Source organism: Marinomonas rhizomae (assembly GCF_003315485.1).
Classification (GTDB): Bacteria; Pseudomonadota; Gammaproteobacteria; order Pseudomonadales; family Marinomonadaceae; genus Marinomonas; species Marinomonas rhizomae.
Genome location: NZ_QNSE01000005.1, coordinates 211,881 through 226,305 on the forward strand (window position 1 = coordinate 211,881; position 14,425 = coordinate 226,305).

The following is a 14,425-nucleotide window of genomic DNA, read 5'->3' on the forward strand; positions in this document are numbered from 1 at the left end:
AAGGCAGGATAAAATTAATATTCAATAATAAGTATTCATCATGGATGACTTTCTAAGAACAATAACTTTCTGTATTTTACAGTTAATAATTTCTACTTTTTCTTTCGCAACTACAACTCCATTAGCAGATAAATATATATCAGAACATGGTTTAAAAAAATCAGTTGGACAGATTTTTGTTGTTGGCATACCCACTGACTATAAAAACACCGCAGGGAGTAGTGACTATAAAAAGCTTATTGAAGATTTAAACATTGGAGGAATAATACTCAATACTTACAACTTGCCAAGCAGTGAGCTTGAAAATGAAAAAAGAAATACGGCTGTAATGGATGCTGCCAACTTTGTTCAAAGGCTAAAATCTTCTACGGAGTTTAAAGAGTCGCCTTTGATGGTCATGAGTGACTTTGAAAGTTATCGGTTTACTTCAGTAAAATACCCTCTTTTTCCACCACCAAATCCGTTAGTCTTATCATCGACAGGGGATACAAAATGGTCAAGATATGCGGCGAGGTTAGCCGCAGCTCAGTTAAAGTCACTTGGCGTGAATATATTATTAGGCCCAGTTTTTGATCTTGATGGAAGCAAACAAGACAAAATAGATCAGATGACATATATGCGCTCATTTTCAAGTGAAGCACATATAGCTCTACCTCATATAAAAGAGTTTCTAGAAGGGTTGAAAAATAGCAAAATAATTTCTTTCTCTAAACACTTTCCATCCTATAGCTCAACATTTTCAGATACTCATGAAGAGCCGTCAAATTACATAGGTTCACATGATTCACTTATAAAAGAGATCGAATATCTTAAATCGTTAGATGCATATTTCGACGGTGTAATGACATCACACTTAACTATTCAAGAACATAACTCAGATACTCCCGCATCTTTAAGCCATAACTTTTTCAAAGACTACATGTCTAATTTTAAAGAAAAAATATTAATTACTGATGATTTGTCTGACATGAAATCATCTCTAGAATATTTTGAATCGAACTTTTACCAAGTTAACCCTGCAGTAATTTCAAAAGAAGCTTTTAATGCTGGTAATGATCTGCTTCTTTTCTCACACCTAACAAGTGTTTCAGGAAAACAGCACGCCAAAAGAACTAGCTTTAAATCGGTCGATATCAGTGATGCAATTACTGAACTTGAGAGCGAAATATCAAAGAGCCAAAGCCAGCTTCAAAGGTTCAAGCGGTCTTTAGAAAAAATATTAACTTTGAAAATAAAAATAAACAATTTAAGTAACTCATCTTCTAGCTCTTATAAATATTACACTTCAGAAGCACTATCTGGATTAGAAAATATCAATAATGAAGAAGAATTCCTGCTTGAAGTGTATAGAAATGCTTTAATTGAAGTTAGTAAAGGGTCTGAAGATGATCTAAAAATAACAAAAAGTGGCAATTCAATTCTTTTCATAGGTCAAAAGGAGTTCCTAGCCCCCATAAAATATAGTCTTAGAAAAAATTTCACTAATCACGAATTAGAAAAATCTTATTCCGGTTCAAAATTCGAAAAAGAAAAGACAAAAATCTTAAAGTTAATTAAAGAACATGAAAAAGTTTTCTTTTCAGCAAGTTCTCCCGACCACATAAACATACTGGATCATATTCGTCTGAAATCTCCTATAGATTTCAAGAATATAGTAGTATTTTTGCACGCCAGCCCATCTATATTAAAACCTTTCTTTATAGATAGAATAAATATAATCGGTAACTTTTCACACGACCCTCTTTCTTTTTATATAGACCATGAGTATATTGACGGAAAAATTAATGCTAAAAACAGAACCGAAACTCCAATTTCTATCTCAGACGGAGCAGTACATAACGCTTTGAATGTTAGCCCCCCAAAGTACGAAGGTATCTCTCCAAAAGAAATCATCTACTTTAGCACAGAACTAGAAAAGCTCTTTTATGAAGAAAAAATAAAACTTGAGAAAAAAGTAGATATAAAAAACAAGGAGATAGAGAAATTAAAAATCATAAAAAAACAAAAAAATGAAAAAGAAACTAAAAAAGAGTCCTACATAAAGGGTCTACTTTATTCATCCTTAACAATATCATCGATACTTTTAATTTTTATATACTTTAAAGCCACTAGTAGAACACACAAATGGGAGTTCTACTCAAAGAGAAGATTAATATTCTCGATACCAAAATTACTTAAGTTTTGTTTGCTTGCTATGACTGCTGGAATAGTTTTTTTCAATCAAGATCCTGATACGGTTATGTTTACTGGTTTGATAACTTTTATTGGTGGTCTTCTTGTTACAGAAACAATGAATTACTTTTTATCTAGATCCAATACTACTCAATAAAGAATTGATAAAATCAATAAAAATTGAGGGCATGAACAATTGGAGTCAGATGAAAATTTAATCCATCTGACTCGGTTTCCTACCGCGCTTTTTTGGCGTCACTCGCCTACCCGTTAGCTTCTCGATCTCCTCTTTAAAACGTTCGTTTCCCAGTGCCATATCTGAATGCGTAGCGGATCGAATCCGTCCGAGTTCTTCTTCTGGGATGTGGCATTTGAATAAAGCTTGATAACGCTTCGCTCGCGTTTCCTGCTGACGGCTAAGCTTGAGATAAAGTTCATGCGGTTGCCAAAGCTCACTTTGTAGATCCAGTGACTCCTGGGCATGAAAGCGATAGCTCGACCATTTGTAGTCAGCTGGATGAGCGACCATATTAGCTCTAACGGGATTCAGTTCGATATACGGCAGCGCTTTGATATCTGCGCGCTCTAGTAAGTGAGCGTAGCCTACGGATGTATTTGTCATATTCAGTACCAAAAAATTTTTACAAAGCTAAGATTTTAGTTAAATCTGCTTCGTTCGCTAAGATAATAGTTACATTTTAAGCATTGTTACTTGGTGTTGGATACGCATAACTGCAATTTAGTCTAAGAAAATGTTTACAGAGTTAAGATTTTTTTTACAAATCTCCATTTTTTCAAGAAAAAGATTACAGACTATGTGTAAGTAAGCGTTTCTACAAGCAATTGGGGTCATATGAAAATTAAACTCTCTAGCTACACCACATTTTACGGTAGTTAATCCACAAAACCAGGTTGTCGCATTTATTATCTAAATTTGGTTTAACCGTGTTTTAGTTGTTTTTTAGAAAAAGACATGCCCTACCGAAAAGTAGGGCATGTGTCCGAGTTTAAAATTCGATTTCTGTTCCTGCAACGTAGGCCATTTCTGCGCCTTCTTTGTTGGTGTTAGAAAGCTCTGCAAAGACTTTTACGTCTTTAAACTCAGGAAACGCGTACGTCACGTTGGTATACCACTCATGAACTTCTTCATCCGATTCAGGTTTATTATTCACATAACCAAGCACCATGGTAGTCGAGTCGGTTACGTCAAACATGGTCACTAGGTTATAGACTTTTAACGTGTCTTCCGCTTCCGAGTAGTCTGCTGCGAAGGTCGCAAAGCCGGCATCGTATTTGGCACTCACACCATACGAGTCCATCTTTTCGCCATGAATTGCCACTTCACGATTTTGGTAGGCGACGGCGAATTCCAAGTCTGAAACATTAAACGATGCAAACGCATCAAATGATTGCTCGTCTTCACTGTCTTCACCTTCTGCTCTTAACTCCGTCGAAAGCATAAGGTTAACTTTGTCTAGGTCGAAGTTTACTAAGATCACGTCGTCGCCATCCGTTTCATCAAAAGCCACATCGTCCGAGTCCATCTCATAGTCCTCCGCCACACCAAACTCATCCGTGGCATAATCTTGCTTACCAACCGACAGCGCAGTATCACGGTAAGCAAAACCGACATAAGCGTCTTTGAGTGCCGCGCTATTTTGATCTTCATCATCGTTAGCCGCGTCGTCAAAGTCGAATTTGATTCGACCAAACGCACTCAGATCCTTGCTTAGTTGATAAGAGACTTTGTTATCAAATTTCAAAGAATCAAAGTTCACGTAAAGGTTTTTATTTGCACCATTGTCTTTTTGCAATTGAATTTGGATGTCTCCATTCAATTGATATTTAAAGCCGTCTTGATCAACCATGGTGGCCGCCATAACGGAAGTGGTCGTGAGAGAAGAAAGCATCGCGGTTGCTAGAATTGTCTGTTTCATTTTAAGTTCCTCGGTGAGGTTTGTCCGTGTCGCTAGACAACAGCAACCCCACCTTATTGAAAAGTGTTTATAATTTATTAAAGAGTTCATTTAGTACTGAAAGTGGTGATGTACCGCTAGTGAAGGCTTAATTCATCGCGGTAACAACGTTCTAGTTCATTTAAACTGTAGAAATACTGAGTGCCTGGAAAGACGTTACAATCGTCTTTAAAGCCAATTTCTTTTTCGTTGTAGAGCATCTTCACCAAAGTGGCACTATTCGGTTTTTTGCTTTTAAACAGATCCCATTGAATGTTCGCAGAGTAAGGCGTTACCCAACCGCCACGCCATGCATTATTTGCTTGGCTATAAAGTTCATCAGGGGCCGCGGATTTCTGGCTGCCTTCGACATGCAGAAGCGCCGCCAAGGGCATAATTTGCTCCGCGTGGGCAAAACGAAGTTTGGCGACATGCTTAACCGCTTGGCGGTCGTTCGCAACGGCGTCCATTTCATGGAACATGTCTTTTAGCAGGGGCTTCGCAATGTTGTAAGTCACACCATGGCCATCCGCAAAGCTTGGCCCTTTTTCATAGAAATCTTCCGCATCAGACTGGTAAGCGAACCAAGCGGACTCTTCTGGCGTAATAAACTGTTTCAGATCCCATTCACCACCTTGTGCTTGGGCCTCGCGCAACATCCCAGGCGCGATAATAAACATATTATAAAGTTTGGATGCCGCATCAACTTCGTTTTGCACGTACTTCCAATCGTCTTCTGTTTCATCTGGTTTTCGAGTATTGGTTTTAAAGCAATTTGCAGCCGACACATCGCAGTTTTTGTCATCAGAAATTTGATACTCAAGGAAATCGACAAACTCTTTGGTATAAATGCGCTCTAGCATCTCACGAGCCAATAATGTGGTTTGCGGCAGCCTTGCGAGTTCATCAAAGACCGCCTCTAGCTTGTCTGATTTTTTAAACGCTTTATACGCTTCATAATTGCCTTTGTACTCTTGATAATTGGCGTTTTTCGCTGGATTGGTTTTGTGGGAGTAAAGCTCGTATTTATTGACCATCTTCTTATCAATTTTATTGGCTTGTGTTTGGGCTTGATAACACTGCGCCGCATCATCACTTACATAATTAACGTCTTTTGCAAGCGACTGCATGAAGAAATGGGCCGTTTGATTGGCCCGCGCTTTACCTGATGTTTGCACTTGGATGCAGACTGGCTGTTGGGATGTATTCCGCATGAGCGGTGACAAACGCTCAGCCATGCGTGTAGCAATACCTGAAGGCTCTTCTTCACCAATTTTTGTAAGTAAGCCGTAGCCTAACGTTTTGTTTGCGGCGGTTACTTGATCTGTGATCGGTCCAAGTTTTTCACCTAGCTCTGTTAATTGACCGCGTTGTTTCGCCAACGTCCATACTTGCTTAGTCAAGATATCGTATTTAGGACTTGATAATGCACGTGCTCCGTGACGTTCAACCAATTGCGTATAAGCAATGTTATAGCCATCAGGTGCGGCTTCGTAGCTGTTTAAATCTTGTTTAGGTACGTAAATTGCCTTGCTGCTGTATTGATATTCAACAGACTGAGCAAAGCTACTAGACGCACTCAACAAGGCGATCGTTGCTGAAGTGATGAGAGAATAACGATTCATGAGTTTTCCTAAAAGTGACAGTGAAACAGGTATGATGCGATTTCCAAAAAACAAGCGGAACAGTAACCAGTAAATGTGACAACCTGATTGCATAAAAATGAATATTGCACATAGGTGCAATATTACTCTAACGTCCATTTATTCCATTTGAGATGATTGCCTGGGCTAAAATTGGGACTTAAAGCCAACAAAAACGAGACGTACCAAGTGCCTCTAATGTCAGAGCTATGATGGGATCTCAGAGGAAACAATTAGCCATTAGAGGCAGATAAAATTAAGCTCTTCTTTAAACCTTTCATTCCCCAATGTCATATCGGATTGATTACCTTTAAGTGCTTTCAGTGTTTTCTTATGCCATCGCCGTTTTCTTATATTTTCAAAAAAAGAATGGTATTGATTCTCATTATTGTTTTGTTATGATATAACATATCTAAATTAGTCAAAGGAATAGAATAATGAGAAATAACATTCACCCCGACTACCGAACGGTAGTCTTTCACGACACTAGCGTAGACACCTACTTTTTAATCGGTTCGACATTTCAGACCGACCAGACAATAGAATGGAAGGATGGCAAAACCTACCCTTATCACGCCATTGATGTGTCCTCTGCATCGCATCCTTTTTATACAGGTCAACAACGTTCGACACAGCTTGAAGGGCGAGTTCAGAACTTCAAACGCCGTTATGGCGGTAGTTACAAAGGAGGCAAATAATGCAGGTATTGTCTTCGTTGAAGAGTGCGAAAAAGCGCCATAAGGATTGTAAGGTCGTCAAACGCCGAGGACGTATTTATGTAATCTGCAAATCCAACCCAAGATTTAAAGCCGTACAAGGAAAAGGTGGTAAGAAGAAATAAGCGAACTTGAAGGAAGAGCTTGCTGATACTAACAACGGCTCTGCATATGCGCATAATTTGAGCCAAATGGAGATTAAGCTCAGATTTGGCTTCGCCTTTTAGCGCTCTGTTCAACAAGCGGCTTAACTTGATTGAGGTTTCCACTGATCCCAATCTAGTGTCCTTTACGTAAATGTGCCTATGACTCATAAAAAACCGCATTTACCCGAAAAAACTTGCCTGATCTGCCAGCGTTCATTTACATGGCGTAAGAAATGGGAACGCGATTGGCAGCAGGTAAAATACTGCTCTGAACGCTGCAAACGCCAAGGCAAAAAGTCGCTTGTCTTGGCGTGATGCCACATGAAGCAAGGCTTGCTTAACCTCCTACGATTTATTATTCCCCCTTTTTCTATTGTCTTTGCTGACACTCATGACAAAAAGCGTAAATTCCACCCGGCTTGCTGACTATCTATGCTGAGTTAATCAACTTTTAAATAGCCTACTTTGTTTTACAGTATGAGTATCAATTAAAACGCCTCAGGAGCGAGCAAGTTATGTCTGTCTACGAGAACGATGTATCACTAAATGCAAAGCGCTATAACGACAAACTGTTACTTAACATTAAAACATCGGGCCATCCAAGTGATATGGATTTTGAAAACATCACGCCCAAGCTAGAAGCTGCGCTTTATTCTATCCATTCTCCATACGCAGTATTGCTAGTCGACATTAGTGAATTTGAAGGTTGGAGTATAAAAAGCGCTTGGTCGAAATTCTTACTAAGCCAACGACTTGGCGGTGAGTTTAATCGCATCGCCATCTATGGAAAAAGCCGTTGGCAGAATAGATTAATTCGGGTGATTAGCTGGTTTATCTCAGCAGACATTAAGGTATTCAAACGTAAGAAAGAAGCGACAGACTGGGTTATGGCTTCATAAGCCAGTCTTGATCCGCTGAACCAATTTCCCCCCTAGCCCCAAAGCTGACGTAATTCGTTTAGCTCTTGTACAAACCAATCTGATAACTGTACATTCGCCGGCCACCAAGCAAAAGCATCAAGCCAAGCTTCTGCGCTTGGGCTGAGCCAGTACCCCACAACACAACCAACGACTAACAGGGCTGAAGCCAGTGGCTCGCCCCAGTCGGTGAGTTTCATCGCGGAACCAAACGAGCGTTTGATGCGCATGCCAGACAGCTCGATGCTATATAACTCGTCTAATATGAGGTGAATCGTCGCGCCAAGAAAGATAAAAGCACCAATACCCCAAGCGGTTTTCGCCTCCAAGGCAAACAGGTGGTAAGCGATAGGCACGGCAAGGGCGCTAAACATGAGGTTGGCAAGCAGACTGTGTAACGTTCCTCTATGTATGGTGAATGTTTCAAATACTTTTTGTAGCGGAAAACGCACAACAAGATAACTCACTATTGCCAGGGCTAGTACCTGCCAATGAATAAGTTTGTCCACTCCAAAGGCGATAGCGAGACCCGCGACCAATGCCCCAAACAAGCGAAACACCAATCGAATCGCGGCGGAGTCGTCGGCGTCTATATCAGGCAGTAATCCACCAAGGGTGCCAGCCAAAGCATACAGAATGGCTTCATTCATATTGGCAAAGCCCATAATAAACGTACTTGCTGCCAATGGAGCACTGAGTACGGCAGCGACAGTAACATGAGTTTTAAAGTTGGCCATTTGGCAATGCCCTATTGCTATGATGTAACATGAAATCCGATGTTGCGGACGATAGAATTTTGGTGGCCGAATGCTACAGGAATCAATGTATAGAGTCTGCGCAGCAAAAACTAAAGATTCATTAAAGATTTACCACTGTTATTGTTTATACTCTTGGTTGTCGCGGGCTAGAAAGCCTCGTTCGAATAATTAAGAGAGAGTAAATGGCAAAGCGTAAACGCGGTATTTTCAAAAAAGCTTGGACGATTCTTTGGCGCGCTTTGCTATTGATGATTCTTGTTTTATTGGTGTTTCGCTTTATACCGCCACCTACAACAGCGTTTATGCTGCAGAGCGATTATCCCGTCAAGCAAACTTGGATCGACATTGATGAGTTGCCGTCTTACATGCCGCTGGCGGTAGTGGCTTCTGAAGACCAACGTTTTCCAGATCACTTCGGTGTCGATTTCACAGCCATCAGTAAAGCCTTAAGCCAATACGATGATGGCGACGGTCTTCGTGGTGCGAGTACTATTACACAGCAAACAGCGAAGAACCTCTTTCTTTGGTCTGGTCGTAGCTTTATTCGCAAAGGCCTGGAAGCTGGCTTTGCGGTGAGCCTTGAAGCATTTTGGGGCAAGAAACGCATTCTAGAAGTGTATTTAAACATCGCCGAATTTGGCAAAGGTATTTACGGCGTAGAAGCCGCCAGTCAGCATTATTTTAGCCGCTCTGCCAGCAAACTCACTATGAACCAAGCAGCGCGACTGGCCGTATTATTACCAAGCCCACGTACTCGAAATCCGAATGATTTAAGCTATTATCTTCGTCAGCGTGTCGACTGGGTTGAAGTGCAAATGCAGCAGCTTGGTCCTGACTATCTCAAGCCGATTCTTGAGTAGAAAGCGCCAATAACACATCATTTTTTAAGGGTTCTACTCTTCTTTAAGTGCTAGAATCGCACCTTGTTCCGATTAGGTATTACTTTCAAGGCAAGCTATGACCGTTCTTCTGATGACCCCTCCCATGACGCAACTGAATACGCCGTATCCAGCAACGGCGTATTTGACCGGATTTTTGCGCTCTCGGGGATATGAAGCGATGCAACGAGACCCTGCTATTGAGCTTTTCCTTGAGATGATGACAGCCCCTGCGCTGGATATTATTCGTCAACATGTAGAGGACAATTTCGAATCTTTTGAAGACGATGAATTGCCCGATGCTATCTTTACCTTTTTAGCCGAATTTGATCGTTATCGCCTTTGTGTTGAACCTGTTATTCGTTTTTTACAAGGCAAAGATTCCAGCCTTGCCCTGCGTATTACTTCCCGTCGTTTTCTGCCAGAAGGCCCTGCGTTTGATGCCATCGAACAAATGGAAGCTGTGTCAGGTGATATTCTAAAAACGGCCTTTGGTCAGCTTGGCGTGCAAGACAAAGCCAAGTACCTAGCGACTCTATTTATCAATGATTTGTCGGCCGTCATTACTCAAGGTGTCGATCCATATTTTGAGGTCAGTCGTTACGGCGAACGCCTAGCAGCAGCCAATCCCAGTTTTGACGATCTCTACAATACGTTAATGGGTGAACCGAGCTTCAGCTCTGAAATTCTAGAACAATTGGTCGAGCAATATTTGGAAGAAACGCAACCTAGCGTCGTGGCGTTAACCGTGCCTTTCCCTGGCAATATGCTAGGCGCCCTGCGTATCGCACAAACTTGTAAAGCTATAAACCCTGACTTACCTGTCGTGTTGGGCGGTGGTTTTATCAATACTGAGCTGCGTGCGTTGAAAGACCCTCGCGTGTTTGAATTTGTCGATTTTATCTGTCTTGATGATGGCGAGCGCCCGTTTATGACCTTGCTAGAATTCTTTGACGGCCAGCGTGAAATCGATGAGTTAGTGCGCACTTACTTTCTTGTTGAAGACGACAATGGCGAATCATACGTTCACTACAATGAAAACGCCGAGCTGCATGATATTCCCCAAACCGATGTCGGCACACCGATTTACGACGGCTTACCATTAACCGAATACTTATCTTTGTGCGAGATGCTTAACCCCATGCACCGCATCTGGAGCGACGGACGCTGGAACAAGCTAACCATTGCCCACGGTTGTTACTGGCGAAAATGCAGCTTTTGCGATGTGACACTGGATTACATTGATCGCTACGATGCCGCTGGTGCGGACATTTTGGTGGATCGTATAGAAGAGCTAATCGAAGAAACCGGACAGACCGGTTTCCACTTTGTTGATGAAGCGGCACCGCCAAAAGCCTTGTTTGCTTTAGCAAAACGTTTAATCGAACGCGGCGTAGTGATCAGTTGGTGGGGCAATATTCGTTTTGAAAAGACGTTTACGCCCGAGCGTTGCCAGCTTTTAGCGGATTCTGGCTGTATCGCCGTCAGTGGTGGCCTTGAAGTAGCATCTGACCGATTACTTAAACTGATGAAAAAAGGCGTCAGCGTCGAGCAAGTGGCACGTGTAACCAAAGCCTTCAGCGATGCGGATATTCTGGTTCATTCCTACCTGATGTACGGTTTCCCGACACAAACCGAGCAAGAAACCATTGATGCCCTAGAAATGGTGCGTCAGATGATGGCTCAAGAATGTTTCCAATCGGCCTTCTGGCACAGATTCGCAGCTACTGCACACAGCCCGATTGGTATTAATCCGGAAGAATACGGCATCACTCTCGCGGAACGCCCCGATATTTTGTTCGCAGAAAACGACGTGGATTTCACCGATCCAACAGGGACAGATCATGACATGCTAGGCGACGGGCTGCGTAAAGCGCTCTACAACTACATGCACGGTATCGGCTTTGATCAGCCAATGGACTTTTGGTTTGATAAATCGGTGAAGCGTACTTTGGTGAAAAAAGATCTGATTTCTAAAGCCTTAAACGACTTTATTATTAGTAGTTAAATTGTTCAAGAGACCACTGCTCTAGGCATTTTTAGTGTTTGTTCTTTGCTAAACTCGTCATACAATCAGTAGATTTATTATACTGTGTGCTAACCGTATAATTTGAGTCGTGATGGGGTTTCGCTCGCATGGACGATGCAAATCAGCGTCCTCTACGCCCCTAAAACTCAGGAAATATCCACCTCCATATTGAAACAACGTATGCATCAAAGACGATTAAATTAAACAGTTAAAGAGTGCGATACGCTGGTCATGCAAAATTAAGTTGATGGGAATCAACCTACCCTTATCACGATGCATTTCAGGTGAATCAAAATGAATTTAAACGCTCAATATCAAGCCTGACTTTAAATAAACTCTGGTAGTTTGCTTTCATCTTTTACAGCATCATCACTTGTTCTTGCCTTTATTTTGGAAGGCGGTGTGGTACTCTTTTAACTTATAGATGGATGCTAGGAGAGCGGCCTTGTTTAAACCAAACTATTATTTATTAGTCACTGCTATCTTCGTGTTGTTGGTGATTATGACCAGCAATATCTATTTTCAGCTCGCTTGGGCATGGTTTGCCCTGTCTTTTTTTACTGTCAGTCTTGCCTACCTACTTAATAAACCGACTATTTTTCGTAAACGTTCCGATGGCACTGTCCCCGTGTATGTTCGTTGGGTCTTTATGCCATTTTTGTGGAGTACACAACTTTATAACAGTTGGGCGAGAAGCACGGACTCTGTTCCCGCGTTACAAAAAATAGACAAAGGTTTATACCTTGCGAGACGTTTGTTTCCCTCTGATATCCATCAAATCAAAAGTGAGAATATCAGTGCCGTATTGGACGTGACGGCAGAGTTCAGTTCTTTGAATTGGATGTCATACCAAGCTGATGTGGATTATTTGAACGTTCCTATTCTTGATCACTCTGTTCCTTCCGACACCCAAATACATCGGGCACTAAACTGGATACACACACATCGTAAAACGGGACGTTCCGTTGTTGTACATTGTGCTTTGGGGCGTGGCCGCTCGGTATTTATGATGGCGGCGTATTTGCTCAGCCAGAACCCAAAGTCATCACCCAGTGACATAATGGATAAAATTCGTGGAATTCGCCAAACAGCTCGTTTAAATAAGCGCCAGTTTAAGTATTTAAAACGCGCCTTGGATAATAAGCTTTTAGTGGTGCAAAACTCCGCTTGGTTGATCGCTAACCCAGTGTCTGGTACTCGCCAATGGGAAGAACAACAAGACCTGATCTTACGTTATTTATCTGCCTATTTTGATATCACGGTAAAAACCACAACACCAGAAATAAACGGTACAGATCTCGCCAAAGAAGCAGTCAAAGCGTCGCCAGATATGATCATTGCTTGTGGTGGCGATGGCACTGTCACTGAGGTCGCCGCGGCAATGATTGGGACAAATATAAGATTAGGCATTATTCCATTTGGAACTGCCAATGCGTTAAGCCATGTGTTGTGCGGCACCATGTCTAAAATCGCCCCACTGGAAACCATCTGCTTAAACCTGATCGATGGCTGCGAGCAACGCATTGACACAGCAACCTGCAATGGCGAATTAATGCTATTGCTGGCTGGCGTTGGCTTTGAACAACAGATGATTGAAAAAGCCGATCGCAGTAAAAAGAACACCAGTGGTCAACTTGCCTATTTGAAAGGTTTATGGGAAGCCATCGGACAAAACAATGTCCATGAGTTTACTGTGCAGCTAAACGATGAGGAACCTTTTACCATTAAGACGCCGAGCTTAACCATTGCCAATGCCGCACCTATCACCACTTTATTAGCACAAGGTAAAGGTGTGCCTAATATTATAGATGGTGAATTGGATCTAACTTGGTTAGACCCTGAACGTATGCAGATATTGAACTTAGCGGAATTAGCCATGCTAGGCATGGGCGACAGAAACGAAGACAGAGACTTACCAGAAGACAGCAATAGCCCTGAAGGCAACAATGGGATCTTTCACCGTTCTGCACAGCGTGTCACAGTGGATATAAGCCAAGTTGGTCACTATGTAGTGGATGGCGAAGAACGTAAAGCAGAGAAGCTAGAAGTGCTCGTCAGACCTAAGTCATTAAGCGTCATCGTGCCTGAGTCAGTGGTTAGCTAGTCCTACTCTCCTTTCACAATATAGTTTAAACCAGAGACTAATATAAATTAGGTGCTGGTTTCACTATCATCCTATCTATAACAAACACCTTCAAATGGTAACGATTATCGATATAATCTCACTCTTTCATACAAAACCATTTTAACCGCCAGTACAAATACTGATTTAAGGACAAGGTTAAAAAATTAGGGAGCTCTAGATTCAATGACGTTACATATAGAAAGCACAGGCATCATAAATCAAAGTGATACAAAATGGCGAGACAGTCAAAATTACTACGGAAGAGTCAGCCGTACGTTACATTGGCTTACCGCAGCCCTCGTCATATTACAGTTCTTCGTAGTGTTAGCTTGGCGGGAAACAGGAAAAAACGCTGTCACATTATTCTTAGATAGCATAGGCCCACATGGGTCATTAGGTTTGCTGATTCTGGTCGTCACACTTGTTCGTCTATACTGGACACGGCAAAACAGAAAACAACGCCCACCAAAAGCACCAGGGTTAGGTGGAAGTGTGGCAAGCTTGGTACATGCTACCTTTTATATGTTACTGCTTTTTCTACCCGCCTTTGCACTACTTCGTCAGTATGGTGAAGGTTATGAAATACGCTTATATGGCATGACCATACTACCGGAAGCAGAACGTCACATTGCGTGGATGGTGGCTCCTGCCGATCTATTACACAGCCCTCTTTCATGGCTACTGGCAGGATTAATGATAGGCCACATAACAATGGCACTGATTCACCGCTTTTGGTTCAAAGATAACATTTTGGCTCGTATGGCAGGCTAAATTGAAGCCAATGAAAAAGCCAGCATTCACTCTTTTTGAGTCAATGCTGGCTTTGCAATTCATTGACATTTAAAAAATAATACTATTTTAAGTAATGGTAAAAGTATGGATCAGAAACTAAACCCATACTTTTTAATATACAAATCAATAACGATAAAAATACAAAAGAAAAGTAGGGAATACTACGTCAATAACAAGTAGAGCCACACTAGTCAAAATAGAATATCGTAACGTTTTTGATATATTTTTATCAAAAATAAAATAATACCCAAGTATAAATACGACTATATAAAATATAATTACCTTTACTATTTT

13 protein-coding genes are annotated in these 14,425 nt (G+C 41.5%); 9 read left to right on the top strand and 4 right to left on the bottom strand.

Annotated elements, in window-relative coordinates; genetic code table 11:
• Window positions 1–40: 40 nt before the first annotated feature.
• A complete protein-coding gene (locus tag DFP80_RS07785) occupies window positions 41–2,329 on the top strand; it encodes a glycoside hydrolase family 3 N-terminal domain-containing protein (RefSeq protein ID WP_113916235.1) in 2,289 nt (762 codons plus the stop codon).
• Window positions 2,330–2,386: 57 nt separating this feature from the next.
• On the opposite strand, the gene DFP80_RS07790 is transcribed toward DFP80_RS07785, so the two are convergent.
• The 3 genes from DFP80_RS07790 to DFP80_RS07800 all read right to left on the bottom strand — a co-directional run bounded on the left by DFP80_RS07790 (window position 2,387) and on the right by DFP80_RS07800 (window position 5,752).
• On the bottom strand, window positions 2,387–2,794 hold the full coding sequence (locus DFP80_RS07790) for a hypothetical protein (protein ID WP_113916236.1): 408 nt from the start codon (window positions 2,792–2,794) through the stop codon (window positions 2,387–2,389).
• Between the two features lie 385 nt (window positions 2,795–3,179).
• Complete coding sequence (locus DFP80_RS07795) at window positions 3,180–4,109, bottom strand: porin (protein ID WP_158601357.1); 930 nt, start codon at window positions 4,107–4,109, stop codon at window positions 3,180–3,182.
• A gap of 116 nt (window positions 4,110–4,225) precedes the next feature.
• Entirely contained in the window at window positions 4,226–5,752 is a 1,527-nt protein-coding gene (locus DFP80_RS07800) for a histidine-type phosphatase (protein WP_113916238.1), read from the bottom strand.
• A gap of 455 nt (window positions 5,753–6,207) precedes the next feature.
• Between DFP80_RS07800 and DFP80_RS07805 the strand changes: the two genes are divergently transcribed.
• The 4 genes from DFP80_RS07805 to DFP80_RS07820 all read left to right on the top strand — a co-directional run bounded on the left by DFP80_RS07805 (window position 6,208) and on the right by DFP80_RS07820 (window position 7,531).
• The gene (locus DFP80_RS07805; protein ID WP_113916239.1) at window positions 6,208–6,468 is read left to right on the top strand and encodes a type B 50S ribosomal protein L31; all 261 of its coding nucleotides are present in this window, start codon (window positions 6,208–6,210) and stop codon (window positions 6,466–6,468) included.
• Window positions 6,468–6,611, top strand: coding sequence for a type B 50S ribosomal protein L36 (gene ykgO / locus DFP80_RS07810; protein ID WP_113916240.1), 144 nt, complete (start codon window positions 6,468–6,470; stop codon window positions 6,609–6,611). The genes DFP80_RS07805 and ykgO overlap by 1 nt, the downstream gene beginning before the upstream one ends.
• Before the next feature lie 180 nt (window positions 6,612–6,791).
• On the top strand, window positions 6,792–6,947 hold the full coding sequence (locus DFP80_RS07815) for a DUF2256 domain-containing protein (RefSeq protein WP_113916241.1): 156 nt from the start codon (window positions 6,792–6,794) through the stop codon (window positions 6,945–6,947).
• Window positions 6,948–7,147: 200 nt separating this feature from the next.
• Window positions 7,148–7,531 (top strand): SpoIIAA family protein, encoded by a 384-nt coding sequence (locus DFP80_RS07820; RefSeq protein WP_113916242.1) that lies wholly within the window; start codon window positions 7,148–7,150, stop codon window positions 7,529–7,531.
• Between the two features lie 32 nt (window positions 7,532–7,563).
• Here DFP80_RS07820 and DFP80_RS07825 read toward each other — a convergent pair whose 3' ends face one another.
• Window positions 7,564–8,286, bottom strand: coding sequence for a metal-dependent hydrolase (locus tag DFP80_RS07825; protein ID WP_113916243.1), 723 nt, complete (start codon window positions 8,284–8,286; stop codon window positions 7,564–7,566).
• Between the two features lie 203 nt (window positions 8,287–8,489).
• On the opposite strand from DFP80_RS07825, the gene mtgA reads away from it, so the two are divergent.
• The 4 genes from mtgA (at window position 8,490) to DFP80_RS07845 (ending at window position 14,110) form a co-directional block, all read left to right on the top strand.
• Window positions 8,490–9,167, top strand: coding sequence for a monofunctional biosynthetic peptidoglycan transglycosylase (mtgA, locus tag DFP80_RS07830; RefSeq protein WP_113916244.1), 678 nt, complete (start codon window positions 8,490–8,492; stop codon window positions 9,165–9,167).
• Window positions 9,168–9,264: 97 nt separating this feature from the next.
• Window positions 9,265–11,193, top strand: a complete 1,929-nt coding sequence (locus DFP80_RS07835) for a B12-binding domain-containing radical SAM protein (protein WP_113916245.1) — start codon at window positions 9,265–9,267, stop codon at window positions 11,191–11,193.
• 466 nt (window positions 11,194–11,659) lie between these two features.
• Entirely contained in the window at window positions 11,660–13,318 is a 1,659-nt protein-coding gene (locus DFP80_RS07840; RefSeq protein WP_113916341.1) for a diacylglycerol kinase family protein, read from the top strand.
• Window positions 13,319–13,522: 204 nt separating this feature from the next.
• Entirely contained in the window at window positions 13,523–14,110 is a 588-nt protein-coding gene (locus DFP80_RS07845) for a cytochrome b (RefSeq protein ID WP_113916246.1), read from the top strand.
• The last annotated feature ends 315 nt before the right edge of the window (window positions 14,111–14,425 follow it).

What these genes read in the sequence shown, in the direction of transcription:
- ykgO (WP_113916240.1), top strand. Translation starts at nt 6,468, where the DNA reads ATGCAGGTATTGTCTTCGTTGAAGAGTGCGAAAAAGCGCCATAAGGAT.
- DFP80_RS07785 (WP_113916235.1), top strand. Translation starts at nt 41, where the DNA reads ATGGATGACTTTCTAAGAACAATAACTTTCTGTATTTTACAGTTAATA.
- DFP80_RS07825 (WP_113916243.1), bottom strand. Translation starts at nt 8,286, where the DNA reads ATGGCCAACTTTAAAACTCATGTTACTGTCGCTGCCGTACTCAGTGCT.
- mtgA (WP_113916244.1), top strand. Translation starts at nt 8,490, where the DNA reads ATGGCAAAGCGTAAACGCGGTATTTTCAAAAAAGCTTGGACGATTCTT.
- DFP80_RS07800 (WP_113916238.1), bottom strand. Translation starts at nt 5,752, where the DNA reads ATGAATCGTTATTCTCTCATCACTTCAGCAACGATCGCCTTGTTGAGT.
- DFP80_RS07820 (WP_113916242.1), top strand. Translation starts at nt 7,148, where the DNA reads ATGTCTGTCTACGAGAACGATGTATCACTAAATGCAAAGCGCTATAAC.
- DFP80_RS07815 (WP_113916241.1), top strand. Translation starts at nt 6,792, where the DNA reads ATGACTCATAAAAAACCGCATTTACCCGAAAAAACTTGCCTGATCTGC.
- DFP80_RS07790 (WP_113916236.1), bottom strand. Translation starts at nt 2,794, where the DNA reads ATGACAAATACATCCGTAGGCTACGCTCACTTACTAGAGCGCGCAGAT.
- DFP80_RS07795 (WP_158601357.1), bottom strand. Translation starts at nt 4,109, where the DNA reads ATGAAACAGACAATTCTAGCAACCGCGATGCTTTCTTCTCTCACGACC.
- DFP80_RS07835 (WP_113916245.1), top strand. Translation starts at nt 9,265, where the DNA reads ATGACCGTTCTTCTGATGACCCCTCCCATGACGCAACTGAATACGCCG.
- DFP80_RS07845 (WP_113916246.1), top strand. Translation starts at nt 13,523, where the DNA reads ATGACGTTACATATAGAAAGCACAGGCATCATAAATCAAAGTGATACA.
- DFP80_RS07805 (WP_113916239.1), top strand. Translation starts at nt 6,208, where the DNA reads ATGAGAAATAACATTCACCCCGACTACCGAACGGTAGTCTTTCACGAC.